Source organism: Wolbachia endosymbiont (group A) of Alloplasta piceator (assembly GCF_964028505.1).
GTDB lineage: Bacteria > Pseudomonadota > Alphaproteobacteria > Rickettsiales > Anaplasmataceae > Wolbachia > Wolbachia pipientis.
The window spans coordinates 722,135-744,780 of record NZ_OZ034793.1 but is presented as its reverse complement, the minus strand read 5'-3'; the positions used below and the strand labels follow the sequence as shown (position 1 = coordinate 744,780).

19 protein-coding genes are annotated in these 22,646 nt (G+C 34.9%); 8 read left to right on the top strand and 11 right to left on the bottom strand.

All coding sequences use genetic code 11. The annotated features are described in order from the left end of the window. Positions 1-161: 161 nt before the first annotated feature. Positions 162-785: a hypothetical protein gene (locus ABWU31_RS03605; protein ID WP_353271073.1), complete on the top strand. Its 624-nt coding sequence runs from the start codon at positions 162-164 to the stop codon at positions 783-785. Here the strand turns inward: ABWU31_RS03605 and tsaB are convergent. The 3 genes from tsaB to ABWU31_RS03590 form a co-directional block, all read right to left on the bottom strand. Next, a complete protein-coding gene (gene tsaB, locus ABWU31_RS03600; protein ID WP_353271072.1) occupies positions 780-1,364 on the bottom strand; it encodes a tRNA (adenosine(37)-N6)-threonylcarbamoyltransferase complex dimerization subunit type 1 TsaB in 585 nt (194 codons plus the stop codon). The genes ABWU31_RS03605 and tsaB overlap by 6 nt on opposite strands. Continuing rightward, a complete protein-coding gene (locus ABWU31_RS03595; protein WP_049973631.1) occupies positions 1,364-2,494 on the bottom strand; it encodes a cation:dicarboxylate symporter family transporter in 1,131 nt (376 codons plus the stop codon). The genes tsaB and ABWU31_RS03595 overlap by 1 nt, the downstream gene beginning before the upstream one ends. A 138-nt stretch (positions 2,495-2,632) precedes the next feature. Next, positions 2,633-3,622, bottom strand: a complete 990-nt coding sequence (locus tag ABWU31_RS03590) for a ribonucleotide-diphosphate reductase subunit beta (protein ID WP_077188563.1) — start codon at positions 3,620-3,622, stop codon at positions 2,633-2,635. A 131-nt stretch (positions 3,623-3,753) separates the two neighbouring features. Between ABWU31_RS03590 and ABWU31_RS03585 the strand changes: the two genes are divergently transcribed. Further along, positions 3,754-4,092, top strand: a complete 339-nt coding sequence (locus tag ABWU31_RS03585) for an outer membrane protein assembly factor BamE (RefSeq protein WP_006279908.1) — start codon at positions 3,754-3,756, stop codon at positions 4,090-4,092. A 184-nt stretch (positions 4,093-4,276) separates the two neighbouring features. Here ABWU31_RS03585 and ABWU31_RS03580 read toward each other — a convergent pair whose 3' ends face one another. Then, positions 4,277-4,897, bottom strand: a complete 621-nt coding sequence (locus ABWU31_RS03580; RefSeq protein WP_006279909.1) for a hypothetical protein — start codon at positions 4,895-4,897, stop codon at positions 4,277-4,279. 171 nt (positions 4,898-5,068) lie between these two features. Between ABWU31_RS03580 and ABWU31_RS03575 the strand changes: the two genes are divergently transcribed. Both ABWU31_RS03575 and recO read left to right on the top strand, forming a co-directional pair. Continuing rightward, positions 5,069-6,100 (top strand): YhcG family protein, encoded by a 1,032-nt coding sequence (locus ABWU31_RS03575; protein ID WP_353271071.1) that lies wholly within the window; start codon positions 5,069-5,071, stop codon positions 6,098-6,100. 207 nt (positions 6,101-6,307) lie between these two features. Continuing rightward, the gene (recO, locus tag ABWU31_RS03570; protein WP_065094880.1) at positions 6,308-7,030 is read left to right on the top strand and encodes a DNA repair protein RecO; all 723 of its coding nucleotides are present in this window, start codon (positions 6,308-6,310) and stop codon (positions 7,028-7,030) included. A gap of 144 nt (positions 7,031-7,174) precedes the next feature. Here the strand turns inward: recO and ABWU31_RS03565 are convergent, their stop codons facing one another. From ABWU31_RS03565 to ABWU31_RS03540, 6 genes are all read right to left on the bottom strand, one after another. Continuing rightward, positions 7,175-8,557, bottom strand: coding sequence for a PleD family two-component system response regulator (locus tag ABWU31_RS03565; protein ID WP_077188565.1), 1,383 nt, complete (start codon positions 8,555-8,557; stop codon positions 7,175-7,177). Further along, entirely contained in the window at positions 8,529-8,825 is a 297-nt protein-coding gene (locus tag ABWU31_RS03560) for a hypothetical protein (protein ID WP_038250226.1), read from the bottom strand. Before ABWU31_RS03560 ends, ABWU31_RS03565 begins: the two co-directional genes overlap by 29 nt. A gap of 4 nt (positions 8,826-8,829) precedes the next feature. Next, positions 8,830-13,581, bottom strand: a complete 4,752-nt coding sequence (locus tag ABWU31_RS03555; RefSeq protein ID WP_353271070.1) for an NAD-glutamate dehydrogenase — start codon at positions 13,579-13,581, stop codon at positions 8,830-8,832. Between the two features lie 26 nt (positions 13,582-13,607). Further along, complete coding sequence (locus ABWU31_RS03550; RefSeq protein ID WP_353271069.1) at positions 13,608-16,283, bottom strand: ATP-dependent Clp protease ATP-binding subunit; 2,676 nt, start codon at positions 16,281-16,283, stop codon at positions 13,608-13,610. Between the two features lie 292 nt (positions 16,284-16,575). After that, positions 16,576-17,409 (bottom strand): IS5-like element ISWpi1 family transposase, encoded by an 834-nt coding sequence (locus tag ABWU31_RS03545; RefSeq protein WP_353271068.1) that lies wholly within the window; start codon positions 17,407-17,409, stop codon positions 16,576-16,578. 71 nt (positions 17,410-17,480) lie between these two features. Further along, positions 17,481-18,492, bottom strand: a protein-coding gene (locus ABWU31_RS03540; RefSeq protein WP_265029767.1) for an IS630 family transposase whose coding sequence is annotated in 2 segments (ribosomal slippage) — positions 17,481-18,029 and positions 18,031-18,492 — 1,011 coding nt in all. Because the reading frame shifts where the segments join, the coding sequence is not laid out codon by codon here. Positions 18,493-18,573: 81 nt separating this feature from the next. Between ABWU31_RS03540 and ABWU31_RS03535 the strand changes: the two genes are divergently transcribed. The 4 genes from ABWU31_RS03535 (at position 18,574) to lpdA (ending at position 22,220) form a co-directional block, all read left to right on the top strand. After that, a protein-coding gene (locus ABWU31_RS03535; RefSeq protein WP_353271062.1) for an IS5-like element ISWpi1 family transposase occupies positions 18,574-19,406 on the top strand; the annotation gives its coding sequence in 2 pieces (ribosomal slippage) (positions 18,574-18,943 and positions 18,943-19,406; 834 coding nt in all). Positions 19,407-19,857: 451 nt separating this feature from the next. Further along, positions 19,858-20,025, top strand: a complete 168-nt coding sequence (locus ABWU31_RS03530; RefSeq protein WP_153296805.1) for a hypothetical protein — start codon at positions 19,858-19,860, stop codon at positions 20,023-20,025. 365 nt (positions 20,026-20,390) lie between these two features. Beyond that, positions 20,391-20,771: a transposase gene (locus tag ABWU31_RS03525; protein ID WP_264703069.1), complete on the top strand. Its 381-nt coding sequence runs from the start codon at positions 20,391-20,393 to the stop codon at positions 20,769-20,771. Between the two features lie 75 nt (positions 20,772-20,846). Continuing rightward, positions 20,847-22,220 (top strand): dihydrolipoyl dehydrogenase, encoded by a 1,374-nt coding sequence (gene lpdA, locus ABWU31_RS03520; protein ID WP_077188576.1) that lies wholly within the window; start codon positions 20,847-20,849, stop codon positions 22,218-22,220. 5 nt (positions 22,221-22,225) lie between these two features. Here lpdA and ABWU31_RS03515 read toward each other — a convergent pair whose 3' ends face one another. Continuing rightward, the gene (locus ABWU31_RS03515) at positions 22,226-22,618 is read right to left on the bottom strand and encodes a hypothetical protein (RefSeq protein ID WP_006279962.1); all 393 of its coding nucleotides are present in this window, start codon (positions 22,616-22,618) and stop codon (positions 22,226-22,228) included. Between the last annotated feature and the right edge of the window lie 28 nt (positions 22,619-22,646).

Genomic DNA, 22,646 nt, shown 5'->3' with positions numbered 1-22,646 from the left:
TTAAAAATAGTTATCGTTATTATAGAGTTTATATACAGAATTTATGTTTTTAAATTACATAATATCTTAACTACAAAAATAATTTTCTATATAATATTTCATATGTTTTAAAGCTTCATTTTTATGTTATTATAAATGTAAGTTTCAAGATTGAAAATAATATGGTAAATATTAACACAAAAAAACAGCCAGCAGGATTTTTCATATATCTCTCTGGTCTTTCGGGAAGTGGTAAACTTTCCACAGCAATAGAATTATCTAATATGATAAACGCATTAATTGTAAATAGTAAGTTCTATAACAATGTTCAAGCTTGCTCTATATACGATGGTGTCTTTGAACGTGATCAAATACCTAAAGAAGTTCAAGATAGAATATATGGCATTATGCAAATTATGCTTCAGGTAATAGAAAATTATCCGATTCACTCAAAAAATTACATATTTATTGATGAGTTGATGGAAAATAATGACCAGAACATGAGGATGTATGATTCAATAGTAAGGCTTAGTAAAAAAATGAACACAGAAATCCTTCCTGTGGTACTTAGGTGTGATCTACCGACATTACAAAAGCGTATTGCATTAAAAAGGCAAAGAAAAAATAGGAAGGTGATTAATCTAAATAGCATGATAGAGCAATGTAGGATTAACAATTTATTTACACCACCGAGTGCTATAGAGATAGAAAATTCAAATATGAGTATAAAAGAAGTAGCTCAAGAGATAGTAAACCAGATGCACAAGCTTAGCCAAATTGCGTGTATACAAAAAAATAGTCTATAGCAATTTCATATACTGAGGCTCATTTAAATATAGAGCTTCAACTTCATTTAATTTTTGCTTGTTCTTTAGTCTATAATGAACTAATAGCCCTCCATGGCTAGCATTTAAATTGCAATCCATATGTGTACTGCTTGTAGCGTGACCAGGGTCACATGCTGCAGTTGGACCAGACAGCGGCAATAAATTGAAATCAAATAACTGTGTATAAAACCCTTGAGCATTTTTGATTATAGCTCTGATATTTTTTTTGCTATTTGCACAAAGCAAAGATATTGCGTAGGCTTGAACTTCCAGCGCACTAACCCCGTATAACGGCTTATTTGTAGCAAGATTTATACCTTGTGCAGCTGATATACCAACTCTAATTCCAGTGAAACTTCCTGGTCCAACTACTACCGCCAAATGATCTATTTTATCATAATTATAGTTGTGCTTATCAAATAAAGTACTTAGTATTTGAAAAAATGATTCTGCATGACTATTGCTGGTGGAATTGTGCTCTACAAAACAGTTACCATCATAATCAACTATTGCTATTGAACTACCAATACCTACAGTATCAATCGCTAAAATAGACATTACTTAAGCTTATCATAGAGTTTTGAAAATATCATAGTAAAGGCACCATTACCCATAACATTTGCTGAAGTGATTATTGGATCAAACACTATATACAATGCTGTGATTAACGAAAGCATTTCTGGAGAAAATTTGAGGTATTTCTCAAGAATAGGTAGCATTACCATAATTCCTCCTGCCGGCACTGCAACGATAGCAAACTTAAATAACAAAAAATAGAGAAGGAAAGTTACATAGTCTGTTGTGCACAATGAATAACCGGAGGCAATTATCATTGATAATATTATGATAAAAAAGCAATCACCTACTAAATGAAAGCTAGCAGTTATTGGCACAACAGACGATGCTATGTCAGGTTGCTTTACATTTTTTTTGCTTCCTTCAAGACTAAGAGGCATAGTTGCATTACTAGACATTGTGCTCATCGCAGTAATAAATGCCGGTATCATATTGCCTATACTAGCTATCCAGCTTGTGATCTTGAATGAATTTGCTGCTCCATATAAGAGGAAAACATAAAGGTAGGTTGCAGATGCTATAATAATGAAAATTATTGAGTAATCCTTAAATATTATAGATAAAACTTGATCATGCTGCATTTTTAAAGCAAGCCCAAGTACAAATATTGGAATAATCGGCGTCAAAAACGTCTTCAAAATAAAGAGAGTTAAATCTAACATTTTGTTCGAAAGCTCTTTGCTTTTCTTGGGTAGCAGTGTGGACACTACTATGCTGGACACAAATCCACAGGCAAGGGCATAAAAATTAGAAAGCAATGCAGGCAGCCTAAACGACCATAAGGGAACAATTGTTTCTTCATACGTTATATCTTGTATTGAATGAGTGTTTTGTATGATGAAATGCCCAACAGAATAAGCTATTAAACTTGAAGCCAGATTTGACAAGAAGATCATTATAATAAGTAACAATATGAACTTTATAGCTGACTGCTTAAGATTGTTAACACTGCTAAAGATTAACGCAAAAATAATAAAAGGCATTATAAATAGCAAAACCTCTTTTATACTCAGGCTCGTTGAGTACAAGAAGGTTTTTGCTTCCATTGGAACTAAATGACCAAAGAATGCAACTGAAGTGATGACCGTGAGTAAGATTAATAGTTGTAGCACGTTCTTATATACCAATGTCCTATGGACATATATATGGTAAGTTAGTTGTTAAGTAAAGCAAAACTGTCTAAACTGCACAGCAAATGGTGTAATGAAAGTAGCTGACACTGGAATGACAAAGAAGAGTGAAATTAGCACTCACTTATTATTCGTGTCGTTTTCAGTAAAAGCCTCCTCCCATGTGCCTTGAGTTGCTGCACGGCTATACTCTGTTACTCTATTTTCAAAGAAATTCGTATGTTCCACGCCATTTAGTATTTCATCAAGCCACGGAATAGGATTATCATTAACATCATATATGGACTCAAGACCTAATTGCATTAACCGTCTGTTTGCTACGTAGCGTATGTAATTGCGCACTTCTTCTGCGGATAGTCCTTCAACGTCTCCGAAATCAAAAGCAAGCTTTATGAATTCATCCTCAAGTTCAACAATGGTGCGACATGCAGAATATAATTCCTCTTTAAACTCGTCGTCCCAAATTTCATTATTTTCTTTAATAAATGTATTAAACAACATGATAATTGAATTGGTGTGCAAAGTTTCATCACGGGCTGACCAGGCAATTATTTGTCCCATGCCTTTCATTTTTCCAAAGCGTTGAAAATTGAGCAAAATTGCAAATGATGCGAATAACTGCAACCCCTCGGTAAATGCACCAAACACCGCTAGAGTTTTAGCTACATGTTTTTTATCGTGTTTTTTGCTTTCCTCGAATTCTAACATGTATTCATACTTCTTTCTCATAGCATCATACTTTAAGAATGCTTGATACTCGCTTTCTGGCATGCCAATTGTGTCTAAAAGATAAGAATAAGCTGCAATGTGTATAGTTTCCATATTGGAAAAGCTTGCAAGCATCATGCATATTTCCGTTGGCTTAAATATATTTGAATAATGCCTCATGTAGCAGTTATTTACTTCAATGTCTGCCTGAGTAAAAAATCTAAAGATCTGGGTTAGTAGATTTTTTTCTACACTTGAAAGTTTAGTTTTCCAATCCTTTACGTCATCAGCAAGTGGAACTTCCTCAGGTATCCAATGGATTCTTTGTTGCTGCAGCCACGCATCATACGCCCAAGGGTAATTAAAAGGTTTGTATATTGGATCTGCTTCTAACAATGACATAAGACACCTATTATTTTCTAAAGTAAATATTATATTAAGTGATATTGAGAATCAGTCAATTTAACTTTTTTGAAATTTGACGGCAGATAATTTATTAGTGTATTATAGCTTCAAGTAATTTATCAACAGAAATGCGAGTATTAATATCTTTTATTTTATTATTTACAGTGAGCTGCACTCACACTATTCACAATCACGGAGCTCCTGGCATTAGTGTTGAATTGTGGAGCAAGATAAAAGTAGGTGACGATAAAGAAAAAGTGGTTCACACTTTAGGATCACCAACATTAGTATCAAAGTTCGATGACAATGTTTGGTACTATGTCTCATATAAAATTAAACAAGCCAACTTTTTAGGAAAAAGGAAGTATAGTAGTAAGTCTCTGCAAATTTCATTCGACCAGGACGGTAAAGTTGAAGATACAAAAGAAACTGACATCTTAGAGAGATCTTTGGCTGTTTCTGATTGAAAGTTTGCTAACTATGGAGTTTTTCTCACTCTTCTTTGCATCCAAGAACCGTATAACGTCATCCCAGTGTCAAGCACTGGGATGACACCATTTGTTGTAAACTCACTTTTACTCTATGGTTATACTACCTTGCTGCTATCCTGAACGGATACAGTGGGCTTATTAAATTATAGAATTACTTTAGCTATAGAATAAAGTCTAGTGTTACTTCACGCCAAATGTGGTGGTGCTGAGTAGGCAAGCCGGTTAATGGGCTACATTTATATACTGCACGCATTGCGTTATCTGCTATCGACCTGAAAAGTGGATTATTTCGATAGGAATCACTGTCTGCTACATCCGCCATAATTATCTCGCCTTGACTGGATAACAATAAGTTAATTTTTATATTAAAATTTTCTTTGTAAGCTATGCTTTCAGGAATGCTCCAGCATTTTGTGAGCTTGTCTCTTATAGAGTTAATAATTTCTGTTACAACTAATTCATCCTTTTTGCTCTCAACGCTTTTTTCGTTTCCTATTTCATTTTTTGCCCCTCTAACATCCCTTCTTAGTTTTTTCTCTACACTTTTTTTTCTTTTTGGAATTGGAATGAATTCTTTACCCTCGTTAATAATGACTTCTTCTTGCATTTCGATAATTTGCCTCGGTTGTGCTACAACAGTGTGCTCAACCAATTCTTTTTTCCTTTGTGGTATAGGAACAACTGACGTATCATTCGTTTGGGCTTTTGTTGAAGGTAACGAAAAAAGCAGAAAACAACATAAAGACAAAAAAAGAATATAATTAGAATAGAAAAAACGCATATGTTAAGCAGCTTGTTTTACTGGTTTAAAGCTAATATTGCACATAAAGTCAATATATTTTAGTTGATGGACAACTTTGAAGTCAATAAGGAATCCCTTCAAAGTTGCAGGCAAGCGAAAGATTGTCTTCTCGACAGACAAAGAATTGTATAATGGATTAAAAGGGACCGTATGACAAAAATTATAGGAAAAGAATATACAGAACTTTTAGAGCAGTTGAAAGATCGTATTGCAACAAACCGTTATAAGGCAGCACTTGCAGTAAATAGTAAGCTTATTTTGCTTTACCACAATATTGGTACAGAGATCCTAAAACGCCAAAAAGAACATACCTGGGGAGCTAAGGTAATTGATCAATTAAGTAAGGATTTGAGAAGTACATTTCCAGAAATGAAAGGCTTTAGCACGAGAAATCTGAAGTATATGCGTAAGTTTGCCGAAGAATATCCTGATGTTGAATTTGTGCAGGAGCCTCTTGCACAATTAACTTGGTATCACAATATCACTCTTTTGGAAAAAATAGAAAGTCATGAAATAAGATTATTTTATGTAAAAAAAGCTATTGAACATGGCTGGTCACGTAACATTATGGTGATGCAGATAGAACTTGGACTACATAAACGTCAAGGAAAAGCAATAACTAATTTTAAAGAAAAATTACCATCTCCACAATCCGATCTAGCACATTACACATTAAAAGATCCGTATATTTTTGATTTTTTAAGTATAGGTAAGGATGCTCATGAAAGAGAAGTAGAAAAAGGACTCGTAGGGCATATGGAAAAATTTCTGTTAGAACTCGGTGAAGGATTTGCATTTGTTGGTAGACAATTTCATTTAGATGTTGGTAATAAAGACTTTTATATTGATTTATTATTCTATCATTTAAAGTTACGTTGCTTCGTAGTGATTGAACTAAAAGATAAGGATTTTAAGCCGGAATATGCTGGTAAAATGAATTTTTATCTTTCTGCAGTTGATGATTTACTTAAGCACTCGACAGATCAACCTTCTATAGGGTTAATCTTATGTAAATCTAAAGACGATGTACTTGCTAAATATACACTCAAAGACATAAATAAACCAATAGGATTAGCGGAATATCGAATAACTGAAAATCTACCAGAGAACATAAAAACAGCTTTACCGACGATAGAAGAATTAGAAGCTGAATTATCCAAAATTTCAGATAAGGAAAAGTAATGGTTACTAAAATCATTCAAACAATTATTTAGCAAACCAAAAACCAAAAGCTCAGCATGGAGGCTCAGGAAGAAGGGTGGCAGCCAATACCTTACTCTCTCATAGCCTTGAAACTTTGGAAGCAGACAGTAACGGAGTAAGTGATTTTTATGGATTACAAGCTCTAGGTGTACTATCCTATAATATCATACGGTCAATATACTCTAAATGAGATGGAAAGATGAAGGCATCATTATAGCTGCTAAAAAATACGGCGATAAAAACTTAATTCTCTCTCTGTTTACAAAAAATCATGGAAAGCGCAGGGGATTAACTAAGCTAACAAACAATAGCAATTATAAGTTTCAGATAAGTAATCTATTACATGCAGAATGGAGTGCTAAGTTACCTGAAAATCTAGGTTTTTTTAAGTGCGAATTAATCGAATCTCCATTCCATCATTTCTTTCAAGATAGGTTAAAAAGCATTACTATTGTTTCTTTCTCCTCTATTTTAGAAAAAGTGCTTCCAGAAAGTGAACCCTGTGCCATGCTGTATGACAATTTTCGATATTTCATCGATGTAATTAAACACAACAATCAGTCTTGGCAAAGCCATTATCTTAACTTAGAGCTTCTGCTTCTTACGCAATTGGGATTCAAGTTAGACTTATCCAAATGCGCTGTAACAGGTGTTAAGGAAAATCTGCAATTTATTTCTCCAAAAACTGGTAGAGCAGTGTCAAAAAAAGTAGGAGATTATTATGCAGATAAACTCCTACCTTTTCCACAAATGTTGCATGATGTATACAATAATACCCTACAAAACAGCTACTCATTCCAAGAATTTCAGTTAGGACTGAAAGTCACAGGATATTTTTTAAATAAGTATCTATTTTTGCAGTTAAACGTGAAATTTCCAGAGCTGAGAAACCTCATGTTGTCGCTTTAATCTTAGTTATCATTTTTTTGAAATCATTTCAGAAATCTATAGCTAACCCAAGCAACACGTCATACCGCGATTCATTCGCGGTATCTCAGCATAGATTCCGCTCACGAGTAGTGGAATGACGGTTGTCGGTAAACTTAAGCCACTTTAGCTATAGCCAGTAACCACTCTATTTCTACCACTGTTTTTTGCTTTATATAAATATCTGTCAGCACGTACTATAAATTTTTTAATATCATCAAAGTCAGATCCTTGCATTTCTGCAATTCCAATGCTCACAGTTACATTATGGGTTGTATTTTTATCCGCAAGTACAAAAGGTTCTTTAGCAATAATTTTTCGTATTCTCTCCGCAATAGTATACGCATCTGATACATTGGTATCTGGCATTACAACAACAAACTCCTCACCACCAAACCTAGCTAGTAAATCTGTCACTCTGATATTTTCAGAAATTCTTTTCTGTATTTGCTTTAAAAGTTCATCTCCAGCACTATGCCCAAAACTGTCATTCACTATCTTAAAATAGTCTATATCAAGTATCATAAGAGACAACCTTCTATCCTTTTCCACAGAGTCCTTAACAATGTTTCTTAAGTGTGCATCAAAATATCTTCTATTATAACAGTTAGTTAATGGGTCCTTTATAGACATTTCCGCATTATTAAATAAATTCATTCTCAAGGCATCTTGATATCTTTTGCGTTTTACTTGCGAATTAACCCTTGCTATTAGCTCACCCTCATCCAAAGGTACTGTTAAATAATCATTAGCACCTACATCAAGTGCTTTTACTAAATTGTTTTTATCATAATCCTCAGAAAGAATCAGAATTGGTGTATAACGTGTTTCCACCTTACTACGAAACTCAGAACACAAACGCAAGCCGTCAGTTTTTGAAAATTGCATATCAGAAATGATCAGGTCGTAACCATTCTCAATACCAACCTTCAATGCTTCCATTGGATCACTCAGTATTTTAATTGACCTAAAGCGTTGCTTTAATATATTATATATCTGCTCTGCTTGATGAACATCCTCATCTATAACAAGTATGTTAGCATCAAAAATCTGATTGGAATAATCCATAATACTGTTTCCTGCGACTCCACCAATCTCAGCGTTAGTTTCTCCTCTCAAACGCAATTCATCAATAATCATCTTTAAGCGTGTGAGAGACTTAATTCGTGCAGATAAAGCAGTTTCGTTTATTGGTTTAGTCAGAAAATCATCCGCGCCAGCATTAATACCTTGCACTCTATCATGAGTATCATGCAGCGCAGTTACCATAATTATTGGAATATGGGTTGTCAAGGGATCACTCTTTAGCTCCTTACAAACTTGAAAGCCATTCATCTTTGGCATCATGATATCAAGTAATATAATATCGGGCTGCTGCTTTGCTACTAAATCTATAGCTTCTTCACCATCATGAGCTACGATAACCGTATAGTACTCTGCTTTTAGTCGAGCTTCTAAAAGCTTGACATTAGATAGTACATCATCTACTACCAGAATCTTTGCTGTCATTATCTTTAGATGTATTATCTATATCATAAGTAGGATAAAGCTTACCATTTTTACCAATTATGTAATTTACTTTCTCAGCATTACATTCTTTATATAAGTCTTCAACTCCTGCGTCTTTCAATAACCTCCTAGCTTTTGATTTTATAATCATAAGATACTTATACACATTCCTAATAAGATCAATAAATACAGGCACCTTATTTTTATCAAGAACAATTATGCTCACTAAAGCTACAACTAAAATTTCTGAAAGACCTATATTGAACATTTTCCTATGAAGCAAGTACTTTAATCCTTCTGATTATAAATATTAATTTGCTTAAATCAAGTTTAGAAGCAACCATCTCATCTAAAAAACTATTATAACGTTCTATGTAGTCCTTATCATTACAAGCCCAGGTTTGAACCTTATCTTCAGGGTTATCAGTAGCTTTTATGACTTTAACAGCTAGCTTGTGATGGTAATTGCTTAAATCGTCCAATAAATCATTAACTAAGCTGCGATCCCAATAAGAAGAGCGGCTTTTCATCTTGATGGCAATTGTTCTAATCAGATCGAATCTTAACAGCGACTTTAACTCAAAGTATATTTTACCAGCATCAAGAATGGACAAAGATGTCTGTTCAGCAACAGATATAATGTCCAGTGCATAAGCAAGAACGCATAGATCAGCAACTTTTTTTGCTAGATCTTTATTTATATTAAGTTCTACTAAAGAAGTTGATCCATGGCTATAGATCTTTAATAGGTGTTCATCTAAAACATCAGTTAAGTTCTGGCCTAAAGTTTCAATTGCATCTTTAAATTTTGTAACATCATCCAATTCTACAAAGCTAAGCTTGCCAAGATTTTTCACTAGCCAAAATGATACTCTGCCAATAAATTTCTGCACGTTCCTCACTATTTGTAAGTATGAGTTAACATCAATTTTTCCATCCAATTCATCAATTTTCTGCCACAGGCTGTTTAAATCATACAGGTGGTTAACAACAATATATATGTTAACCGCTTCTTGTATCTTAATTCCAGTGTTCTCAGCCAAATTATTGATGAATATACAGCCCATTCTATTCACTACATCATTTGCAATGCAAGTAGAGATAATTTCTCTACGAAGTTGGTGTTTTAATATGAAATCCTTAAACTTTGTTACCATCTTTTTAGGAAAATAACCTAGCAAGTAGTCATGAGATATAAGATCTTTTTCAGACAGATCGGAATGTATAATTTCATTTTTTATTGCTGTTCTAGCATAAGACATTAGAACAGAGAGCTGAGGAGAACTGAAACCTTCTGCACCAGTTAACATCCTTGCTATCTCTTCTTCAGTTGGAAGAAATTCTACGCTTCGGTTTAACAGCCCAGATTTTTCTAAACTGAGCAGTAACCTGTGGTGCTGCTCCAATCTCTCTTTAGCTTGCAAACACTCAAGAAGTAATGCTTTTGTTTCAATTTTGTTGTGGTTCTCAAGCACTTTGGATGCAACTTCATCCACCATACTTGCCAGTATTTCATTCCTTTTTTCTAAAGAAATACCCCCTGCTTTCATAGCTGAAACAAATGCAATCTTAATGTTAACTTCAAGGTCCGAACATATCACTCCGGCTGAATTATCAACAAAATCTGCATTGATATATCCATCTTTTTCAGCATATTCTATTCTTCCAAGCTGTGTACAACCAAGATTTCCACCCTCTATAAACATAGAAGCTCTAATATCCTTACCATTTACTCTCAGCTCATCGTTTGCTTTGTCACCGACCATGCTATGATTTTCACTCTTTGCCTTAACAAACGTGCCAATTCCTCCATTCCATATGAAGTCCACTTTTGCTTTCAACAGATATCTAATCAAATCACTTGGAGGTAGCATATCTTCTGTTATATCAAAGCATTCTTTTATTTCTTGAGAAATGTTTACTTGCTTGCTGCTACGCTCAAATACTCCTCCACCCTTAGAAATCAAATCTTTATTATAATCCATCCAAGTTGAAAATGGTAACTCAAAGAGACGTTTACGCTCTGTGAAACTCTTTTCTGCATCAGGGTTTGGGTCAACAAAAACATGCATATGGTTAAATGCGCCGATTAAATGTATATTTTTTGAAAGCAGCATACCGTTTCCAAATAGATCGCCAGCCATATCTCCAATTCCAATAACAGTTGTATCCTGGTAAATATCCTTATTCATTTTCCAAAAATGCCTCTGTGCTGCAATCCATGCACCTCTGGCTGTAATACCCATTTTTTTGTGATCATAACCTGCTGATCCACCAGATGCAAATGCATCGCCAAGCCAAAAATTGTATTCAGAGGCTATCTGGTTGGCATAATCAGAAAATGAAGCAGTGCCTTTATCTGCTGCAACTACCAAGTATGGATCGTCTTCATCATACCTAATCACATTCTCTGGTGGAATTATTTCACCATCAACCACGTTATCAGTAATATCAAGCATTCCTCTAATAAAACTCTTATAGCACTCAACACTTTTCTCTCTTAAAATATTCTTATCTTTATAAGCTTGCTTTATTACAAATCCACCCTTTGCACCAACAGGGACAATAACCGCATTTTTTGTCATCTGAGCTTTCATGAGCCTCAAAACTTCAGTGCGAAAATCTTCCGTCCTATCCGACCACCTTAAGCCACCACGGGCTAATTTCCCTCCTCTTAGATGTATTCCCTCAAAAAGGTTTGAATAAATATACAATTCGCGATACGGACGAGGATCAGGCAAACCATTTATTTTACTTGAGTCAAATTTTGTAGATAAATATGGTTTATCGTCTTGATAATAACTGGTCCTTAAAATAGCCATTATCAAGTTAAATATCGAGCGTAAAACGTAATCATGTGAAACATTGCTGATCTCTTTTAGAAGTTCCTCAATTTTTTCTCTGACAATGTCCGTAGTTTCTGCTCTATCAATGTCTATGTTAGGATCAAATCTTGCATGAAATAGTTGTATCAAATACTTTACTACTTTTGGATACTCTGAGACTACCTTTTGGATATATTCTGGGTTGTAGTTAAATGACGTCTGCTTTAGGTAAGCACTTAACGCTCTAACCAGAAGCACTTCTTTCCACTTGAGCCCAGCAATAATGATCAAACTATTGAAATAGTCATTTTTAATTTCCTTGCTAAACACTTTCGCAAGTGTTATTTCAAATTGCTCTTTTAGAGTAATGTTGTCTATTAATTCATCGACTCTTGACAACACAAAATGGTGTATCCATATTCCGCCGTTAATTTCTATGTAATAGCCATTATGAGATAGAATCTTAGCTCCCAAATTCTTAGTAATTCTTAATATCTTCGATAATTCAAGACCTCCATTGCTCGAAGTGTAAACCTTTAATTGATAATTAAGATTGTCACGAGTAAGTCTTAAATCGACCTCGCTAACTCTTTTTTTCCTCACTATCTCCAATTTTTTCATATCGTAATATGCGTCATGAGGTTCGAAACTCTCTTGATAGCTTATTGGAAATGCCTTGCAATAACGGATGAATATATCCTCAACAGTGCTAAAAGTATTATATAAATTGTCTATAAAACGATCTTCCCATTTTTCCGTAATGTTCCTTAATTTGTTTTCGATACGCAAAACTTCATCATCAGGAACACTAGCGTTTTTAGCCTTTAGCACTACATGCAATTTCATCAAATCATATTCATTGATAATGTGATTGTTATAAATATCTGAACTTCCTGCACTTGTCTCATCCTTCAATATGTCACGTATCTTGAACATTAGCCTAGCGCTAGCATAACGCATCGGTATCAGCACTATGCAACTAATAAAATCCCCGACTCTTCTTAAAAATAATCTGACCCTTGGCCTAATCGCAAGAGACATGATCGAAATGCAAATTTTAAATAATTCGTCTTCATTTGATTGGAATAATTCATCACAAGAGAACACTTGCAAAATAGAAATCAAAGCTTTATTGTTGTGGCCCCCGGTTACAAATCCTGCATTTTTTTCTATAACTTTAACTTTATCTTTTATTATTGGAATAGTTCGAATATCTTGGACCTCCGCTACAGAAGTAAATAGCCCGAAAAAACGCCGTTCCTTTACTACATTACCCTGGTCATCAAATTCTTTTACTCCTATACAATTCATGTATGTACGCCGATGGACTATTGAGATTAGATCTGATCTCAATATGTATAGGGAATCAAGGTTTGCAGAAGGAATCAACGTACTTTGACCTACTCTCATCAGGCCAAGGTCCTTTTTGCCATCACAGACGAGTTTTTCATCTTTACCAGCAATATATTCTTGATAACCTAGAAATACAAAATTATTATTCTTTAACCAAACTAGAAAATCTTTTTGCTCTTGATTTCGGTCTGGTGTCATTCCAGTGCGTGACACTGGAATCCACGTGTCCTTTTCCTGGATCCCAGTATCAAGTACTGGGATGACAGAAAGACTTGCCTCATCAAGTTTCTTAAGCATTAAGTGCCAATCTTTCACAACACAATTAACTGCTTTCAGCGTTTTTTGTAGAGATTCTTTTAATGTATCAACAAAACTGTCACTTATACCTTTGATAATTACATATATAACTGACTCTTTTATTCCATTACTTTCTTCCAAAGGGTAAATCTCATCTATTAGGCCATCTTTTCTTTTAATGTTAATTATGCTGTTGCTGTAATAGCATATGGTTAAATCGTGCGACTTAATAGTTGCAATAACGGAGTCAACCAAAAATGGCATATCATCGTTTGTTATCTTAATCGTGGTAAAATCGCCTTCTATTCCTGGTATATCATCTATATTACTTACTACTAACTTACTTTCATCTTTCTCTTTTTGAGAAACAAAATTGTAAGCATCGTTTACAATATATAGCAAAAACTTATCATTGGCTTTTAGGTCGCTTTTATAAACAAAACTATAAAAATACTTAATAAATTTTTTAATTTTTTCTTTATCTTGCTGATTTTCTTGATCAGCTAACTTAAATAAAGACTCAGTGTCAACATTATGATCTATACACATTTTTTTAACAAAAATACACAGTGAACTTAAACCTTTTTAACTAAGATTTCATTATCAAGAGCGTACACTATTAGTTCATCATTTTCTACTACTTCCCCTGATAAAACTAATTTAGCTAAATTATTTTGAATACACTCTTGTATCACCCTTTTTAGGGGCCTTGCTCCATATTCAGGGTCATAGCCAGTTTGTGCTATTAGTTCTTTAGCTTCCTGCGACAAACTTATACTCAGTTTACGCTTAGCAAGTGTTTTTTGTAAATAAGAAAATTGAACATCTATAATTTTATAGATGTCATTTCTGGTTAAACTGTGAAATATAATAATTTCATCCAGTCTGTTTAAAAATTCTGGACGAAATGTTGATTTAACTATTTGCATCACTTCGCTTTTTACAGAGTTAGCAACTCCTCCTTCCGATGTCATTCCAGCGCGTGACGCTGGAATCCACTTTTTTTCCTGGATCCCAGTGTCAGCTACTTGGATGACAGAGGGATTTTCAAGAGGGCTATTTTCTTTTGCTCCTTTAAGCATTATCTCAGCACCAAGGTTAGAAGTTAAAATCAGTATGGTATTGCGAAAATCAATTAATTTGCCATGACTATCAGTGAGTCTACCCTCATCCAAGATCTGTAGCAATAGGTTAAATATATCAGGATTTGCCTTTTCTATCTCATCAAATAAGATTACCTGATATGGTCTTCTCCTCACTGCTTCAGTTAATCTGCCACCTTGTTCATAGCCAACATACCCTGGAGGCGCGCCAATTAACTTTGAAACAGAATGTTTTTCCATATATTCTGACATATCAAAACGCAAAAGCGCTGATTGATCGTCAAACAGAAATTCAGCAAGGGCTTTTGCCAATTCTGTTTTTCCAACTCCGGTTGGACCCAAGAATAAGAATGAACCAAAAGGTCGATTAGTATCTTGCACACCAGAGCGAGAGCGCCTAACTGCATTACTTATCGCTTCTATTGCATCTTTCTGCCCTATTACTCTTCTTCCTATTTCATTCTCCATGTTGAGAAGTTTTTCCTTTTCGCTGTGCATCATGTTATCAACTGGAATTCCTGTCCACTTTGAAACAATGTTTGCAATATCATCTCCAGTCACTTCTTTCTTTAAGAAACTATCAGTAACCTTTTCCTGATTTTTTAATTCATTCTCAAGCTGAGGAATCACACCATACATCAGCTCTCCTGCTCTTCCCAAATTCCCACTACGCTGAACTAATTCCAACTCTTTTCTAGCGTTATCTAATTTTTCGGCTGTTTCTTGTATTCTAGCTATTTTATTCTTTTCCATCTGCCATTTGCTGTTCAAGTCAGCAAATTTACTGTTTAGATTTTCGATCTCTTCATTTATCTTTTTTAAACGCTGTTTAGAATTTTCATCACTTTCTTTTTTTAAAGCCTCTGCTTCAATCTTTAGCTGTATAACCTTTCTCTCAAGTTCATCAATAACTTCAGGCTTGCTATCCATTTCAATTCTCACCCTGCTTGCTGCTTCATCAATCAAATCAATTGCTTTATCAGGTAAAAACCTATCTGTTATATATCTATTGGACAACGTTGCAGCAGCAATTATTGCACCATCTGTAATTCTTATACCATGATGCACCTCATATCTTTCCTTCAAACCCCTGAGTATTGAAATGGTATCAGTTTCAGTTGGTTGAGAGATAAACACAGGCTGAAAACGCCTTGCAAGTGCAGGATCTTTTTCTATATGCTGACGATATTCATCTAAAGTTGTGGCTCCTATACAGCGAATTTCTCCACGCGCAAGAGCAGGCTTCAGCAGATTCGAGGCATCCATTGCACCACTTGTTGCTCCTGCTCCAACTAAAGTGTGCAATTCATCGATGAATAATATAATTTTTCCCTCCGCTCTCGAAATCTCATTAATCACTGCTTTTAACCTTTCCTCAAACTCTCCTCTAAACTTAGTGCCAGCAATTAGTGCTCCAAGATCCAAAGCTAAGACCTTTGCATCATGCAAACCAAGTGGCACATCGTTTGCAACAATTCTATTTGCAAGCCCCTCAACTATTGCAGTTTTTCCAACACCAGGTTCACCGATCAGCACTGGATTATTTTTTGTCCGCCTCAGTGATACCTGCATAGTTCTTCTGATCTCTTCATCACGACCAATTACAGGATCAAGCTTTCCTTGCATAGCAAGCTCTGTAACATCTTTTGTATATTTCTTTGCCGCGTTTAATTTTTCCTCACTGTTTGGCGAGTCCGCACTGCTGCCCTTTCTCATTTCTGCAATAACTGAGTTCAGTTTTTGTAGAGTCACACCATTCTCTGCCAGAATTTTGCCTACAGTATCATCTTTTTGTGCAGTGAGGCCCTGTAGTAAACGCTCAACAGCAACAAATGAATCTTTATTTCTTCTTGCAATACCAATTGAATCTTCAAAAACTTTTGCTATTTCTCTTGAAAGTTGAAGGCCACCACTTCCTGGACCTTCAATTACTGGCAACTTTTTTATTGCGCTATCCACAGCATCAGAAATACTTTGCACACTTCCACCACAAGCGTTTATCAAATCCTGAACTAAACCTGATTCATCTTCAAGCATCACTTTTAGTAAATGCTCAGGCATAAAAATCTGATGCCCAGCTCCCAACGCTTTCATTTGAGCACTTTGAATTAGACTTTTTGCTTTTTCGGTAAATTTATTTAAGTCCATAACACCAGTTAAATTCGTATTTGCTGATGTATATAACAACTGATTTCATAAATTTAAACCTAAAGTTGTTTATTGTTAGGTATGAAATTTAAAACTTTCTTAAAAAAGGAACTATCATAGTAACCATACAAATATCTTGTATCTCAAGACCTTTGGTTTTTGTTGCTGAAAATGGTTGTATTATTTAAGTTATTAACAATATACAATACTAAGTTAATGTAATTTATTTGGAGATGACAGGAAAATTTATTGTAACTTTATATTCTAAGAGGTTGTCCGGAAACTAGTAAATTCAAGCATATTCCCTCTTTAACATAACCCTACTCATAGCTAGGTATATGAAATTCTCAGTGGATGTTGTGAGTAAATCATACTCCTTCGATAGCCTTCTATTCCTATTAACCCAAGCAAAAGTCCTTTCTACAACCCATCTTCTTGGCTGTACTTTAAACCCTTGTTCTCTTGTTGGTAGTAGCTCAGGTGGCGTATCTTTGTGCACCCAAAATCTACATGGAGGCCTTGTAACAATTTCAATATCTATGTCATATTCTTCCTTTATGTGATTCTTTGAATTTCTTCCTTGGTATCCCATGTCAGCCCACATTTTTTTAACTTTAGTATATTTTGTTCTCATATTGTTTAATGCTATTTTAATACCATCTCTATCATTTTCGTTAGCAGCGCCTACGTAACAACCTAGTATAAAACCCTGAGTGTCTGTAATTATATGCCTTTTTCTACCCTTTACTTTTTTTACTTCCATCATAGCCTTTGATCCCCCCTTTTCTGTAGTCTTTACAGATTGACTATCTACTATACAGGCACTCGGCTGCTCATTCCTTCCTATTTTTCTTCTACTATATTTTGTAATTTCATAATTCATTTTCTCAAAAATTCCCTGCTTCTTCCATTGCCTGAACTGCTCATACACAGTCTTCCATAGCGGAAAATCATTTGGTAAATACCGCCATTGACACCCTGTACGCAATACATAGAAAATTGCTTCTAATATTTCTCTTTTGCTATACTTTGGCGGCCTTCCTCCTTTCTTGTATGATACTCTGAAGTGTTTTTCTATTCTTGCCCATTCCCTTTCGCTTAGATCTGTTGGATACTTTTTTCTCATCTTTACCCCGTACTAAAATTTCAGATATTATAGCCTTTTACTTGTTTCCGGACAACCTCTGATACCAATTCTCATTGTTGTCCAGTCAAATAGGAAACATTGCAGAGTTGTTTAATTGTGGAGCTGGCAAGAGAAGTAATAAATTTGCACAAAGCACCCTCAAGTAGAGCAATTGTATCGTATATTTTATTGCGCAAAATGTTCTGTTTTATATATAACCAAAGCCTCTCAACAGGATTTAGCTCAGGTGAGTATGGAGGTAGGTATATAATGTCGATATTTTTAGGTACCTTTAAATTTTTTGACCTATGCCAACTAGCACAGTCCATAACGAGAAAAGCCTCTCGTGTTTCTAGATATTGCGAAATTTGCTCAAGAAATATGTTCATGCAATCAGTGTTGACATTTGGTGCAAATAAGCTAGAACTCTCTCCATTTCTAGGATTAACTGCACTATAGAGATAGAAATTTTGCCTACCTAATTTTGTTTTAACCTGTGTTCTAATCCCCTTTTTAAACCACCCATGTCCAACTTTTGAATGTGTGCCAAACCGTGATTCATCAAAGAAAAATAGCTCTTTTTCTGGATACTTGCTAATAGCTCCATTGAGATTTTTTTTTGAATTCCTCTTGTTTGCTTTTATCTTGTCCATTATGAACTGGTCTTGGTGTAATATATGAGAATTTCATCTTTTGCATATGGCGGTGTACTGTAGATTTGCTGATATTTAATCCGAACTTTTCCTGGATTCTTATTCTCATTTCTTTAATGGTGATATTAGGATTTTCTTCTATCCACTCTTCAATTTGCTGTAGTTGAGCCTGATTTAATTTAGTTTTTCTACGACGTTGTGAAGGAGCAAACAGTTTTTCTTCTCTGCCAATTTTCAAGAGTTTTACCCACGAAGTTAGTGCGCTTCTTGAAATGCAATATATTTTTGCTACAGCCGTTATACTGTACTTTTTTGCTGCAATTACAGCATTTAGTTTTTTTGAAACATATGCATTATTCCTTACTTTCTTCAGCATTTCTTTTGCTGATTCTACTACTTTTTCATCCAATAATTTTGATCTTAATGCCATTTAAACCTCGCTATTTTACTTAGAGGTTGTCCGGAAACAAGTAAAAGGCTATAATATCTGAAATTTTAGTACGGGGTAAAGATGAGAAAAAAGTATCCAACAGATCTAAGCGAAAGGGAATGGGCAAGAATAGAAAAACACTTCAGAGTATCATACAAGAAAGGAGGAAGGCCGCCAAAGTATAGCAAAAGAGAAATATTAGAAGCAATTTTCTATGTATTGCGTACAGGGTGTCAATGGCGGTATTTACCAAATGATTTTCCGCTATGGAAGACTGTGTATGAGCAGTTCAGGCAATGGAAGAAGCAGGGAATTTTTGAGAAAATGAATTATGAAATTACAAAATATAGTAGAAGAAAAATAGGAAGGAATGAGCAGCCGAGTGCCTGTATAGTAGATAGTCAATCTGTAAAGACTACAGAAAAGGGGGGATCAAAGGCTATGATGGAAGTAAAAAAGTAAAGGGTAGAAAAAGGCATATAATTACAGACACTCAGGGTTTTATACTAGGTTGTTACGTAGGCGCTGCTAACGAAAATGATAGAGATGGTATTAAAATAGCATTAAACAATATGAGAACAAAATATACTAAAGTTAAAAAAATGTGGGCTGACATGGGATACCAAGGAAGAAATTCAAAGAATCACATAAAGGAAGAATATGACATAGATATTGAAATTGTTACAAGGCCTCCATGTAGATTTTGGGTGCACAAAGATACGCCACCTGAGCTACTACCAACAAGAGAACAAGGGTTTAAAGTACAGCCAAGAAGATGGGTTGTAGAAAGGACTTTTGCTTGGGTTAATAGGAATAGAAGGCTATCGAAGGAGTATGATTTACTCACAACATCCACTGAGAATTTCATATACCTAGCTATGAGTAGGGTTATGTTAAAGAGGGAATATGCTTGAATTTACTAGTTTCCGGACAACCTCTAAAATGGTATTACCAACTAAAAGGTGTAAGTCTGTACATTGATGCATTAGAGGTCTGAGGCGACTTTTGATGGTGTGCCAACAATGCTCTATCGGATTTAGATCTTACTATTACCCACAAATATAAATGTTTGTTGCATAGCTCTTAATGGCATAACTTTTGCTTGAAATAACTGTTTATATGGTGCAATTTACAGCTTTTAGTTGCTAAAATTATAACTCTTAGTTTAATAATTTTAATCTAATAAGCTTTCAGGTTAATAAAATTAAATTATTTGAGTAAATACAATACTATGTTTTTATTTGTGGGTAATAGTAAGGCTTAAAGCAAAATGTAGTACGAACGGTAGGTGGATCTAAAAGATCGAATTACAATCCTGTATACAGCATTTTGCATTATTGTTTGATTATATTTATAGGTACAAAAATGGCTAGAATAATTTTCATGGGAGTAGATGTTTCCAAGGAAGCATTGGACATCTCAATTAATGGCAAGCATAAGCGCATAGCAAACGTGAGTGATGCTATATCTAAGTTTATAGAAACAAATATAGTCGATTTACCCATCAAGTTATATGTAAACTGGTGGCTATGAAAAGCTCATTATAAAATTGTTGCAAGATAACTGTCCATAAAGCTCACCCGAATCGGGTATATGCATTTGCCAAAGCTTGCAATCATTTTGCAAAAACTGACAAGTTAGATGCTAAATTACTGGAAAAATACGCTGAATTTGTCAGTAAAGACGGTGAAGTAAAAGGATGTATAATTTCACAAAAGCAAGAGGAATTAAAGGAGCTGGGGGCAGTTGAGCGTAATTTAAATGATGCAATTCATGCAAACAAGTGTCGCCTGCAAAGTGCGACGGGAAAAGCTAGAGAATACATAGAAAGACAGATAGGGTTTGCTGAAAAACAATTGAAAGAAATTAGGCAAGACATAGAAGACGCAATAGCTGAATTGAAAGGAAAAAATGAGCTTTTAATCAGCTATAAAGGTATTGGATCAAAGACGGCGAGCGTTCTACTGACAGAGGTGCCTGAGCTTGGTAGATTAGAGAATAGAGAAATTGCATGCTTAGTTGGAGTTGCACCTAAAACTAGTGAAAGTGGAAGAAAAGTTGGCAAAGCTCAAATCAAAGGAGGCAGGTTTTATGCAAGGAAAGCACTATACATGTCAGCTCTTGTTGCTATGCGCCACAACAGAAAAATGAAAGCGTTTTATCAGCGTTTGGTTGATTCTGGCAAAGCTGCTAAGGTTGCATTAGTTGCTGTCATGAGAAAAATTATCGTTTGTTTAAATGCCATGATAAAAAATAACAACTTTTATCTTGACTCTTAAGACGGTAGATGACAGACCATTGATTGTATGGGTTCCATCTGTTATATATAATCTTTTTGAATACGAAGAAAACTGATGAATGAGTATGATATTACGGTTATAGGTAGCGGTCCTGGTGGTTATATAGCGGCAATTAGGGCGGCACAGCTTGGGTTTAAAACTGCAATTGTGGAAAAAGAAAAAAATTTAGGCGGTATATGCTTAAATTGGGGATGTATACCAACAAAATCACTGCTTAGAGCATCTGAGGTTTATAGGCTAATAAAAAGATCAAAAGAGTTTGGTATAGAAGTAAAGGGAGCGAATTTTGATATACAATCAATAGTGAAATACTCAAGAAACGTTGTTGATAAATTGTCAAGCGGTGTTGCATATTTGATGAAAAAAAATAATATCAAAGTTCATCAAGGTTTTGGTAAACTTGCAGGCAATGGTACTATAAAAGTTGCTGGCGATAAGGAAGAACAAGAAATTGTTTCCAAGCATATCATTTTAGCAACAGGCGTGAGGGCACGGAATCTGCCTGGAATAGAGGCAGATGGAGATTTAATATGGAATGCGCAGCATGCTATGATGCCGGGCAAATTACCAAAATCACTACTAATTATAGGGTCTGGTGCAATTGGAATAGAATTTGCAAGTTTTTATAGTACTTTGGGGGTTGATGTAACAATCATAGAGATAAAGAGCACTATTTTGCCGCTGGAGGATAAAGACATTTCAGATTTAGCACAAGAAATATTCACAAAACAGGGGATAAAAATATATACAAATAGTAGCGTAAAAGCTTTGACTAAAAATAAAGACTCTGCTCAAGTGCTACTAAGTAGTGGTGAGAGCAAAGAATTTGATAGGGTGATTGTTGCGGTTGGCATTCAGGCAAATACTGAAAATATAGGTTTAGAAAATACAAAAATTAAATTAAGCCCTTCTGGTTTTATTGAAATAAATGAATGGTATGAAACTAGTGAATCAAATGTGTATGCAATAGGTGATGTAGCTGGCCCACCATGTTTAGCACATAAAGCGAGCCATGAAGCCGTGATCTGCATTGAAAAGATTGCTGGTAAAGGTACTCATGCGTTAAAAAAAGAGTGCATACCAAATTGCACTTATTCTCATCCACAAATAGCGAGCATCGGCCTTACTGAGGAACAGGCAATAAAAGGTGGGTATGATATAAAAATAGGAAAATTTCATTCTAACTTTAATGGTAAGTCTGTTGCACTCAGTGAAACTGAAGGGTTAGTGAAAACGATTATAGATAAAAAAACCGGAGAAATTCTGGGTAGCCACATGATAGGTGCAGAAGTAACGGAGTTAATTAGCAATTTTGCTCTTGCAAAGCAACTAGAAGGAACAGACTTCGACATAAAATCTACGATTTTTCCTCATCCAACCATTTCAGAGATGATACATGAATCAGTGCTTGCTGCAGATGTTAAATAGTTGAACTAACGTTCCATCGTTTTAGAGTTGTCAATGTCTTGAGTAGTAGTTTGATTAGGCACTTTAGTTTCAATAGATTGATTACCACCAGCATCAGAATTCTGTAACTCTTCTTTCAATCCCTTAGCTGCTTCTTTAACTTCAAGCTTTGCCTTTGGATGAAGATCTTCTGGGCCTTTTCCTTTAGTATCCAAACCTTGTTGTAGATTAGTGCTTTTCATTTTATTATGCTGCTCGTGCTCAGGTAGGTCAACGACCGAATTGAAAAGAATTTTTATTATATTTTTTAGCAGTTCTAAAAAACCTCCGCTTCTGCCTTCTCTTTGTTCTTGAGGTTTATTTTTCTCATTAGGTTCTTTTTTACTATTACTTTTAGGCATTTTTAACTCAACTATCATAACGCTTAATAAAATTCTACGTGCAAAT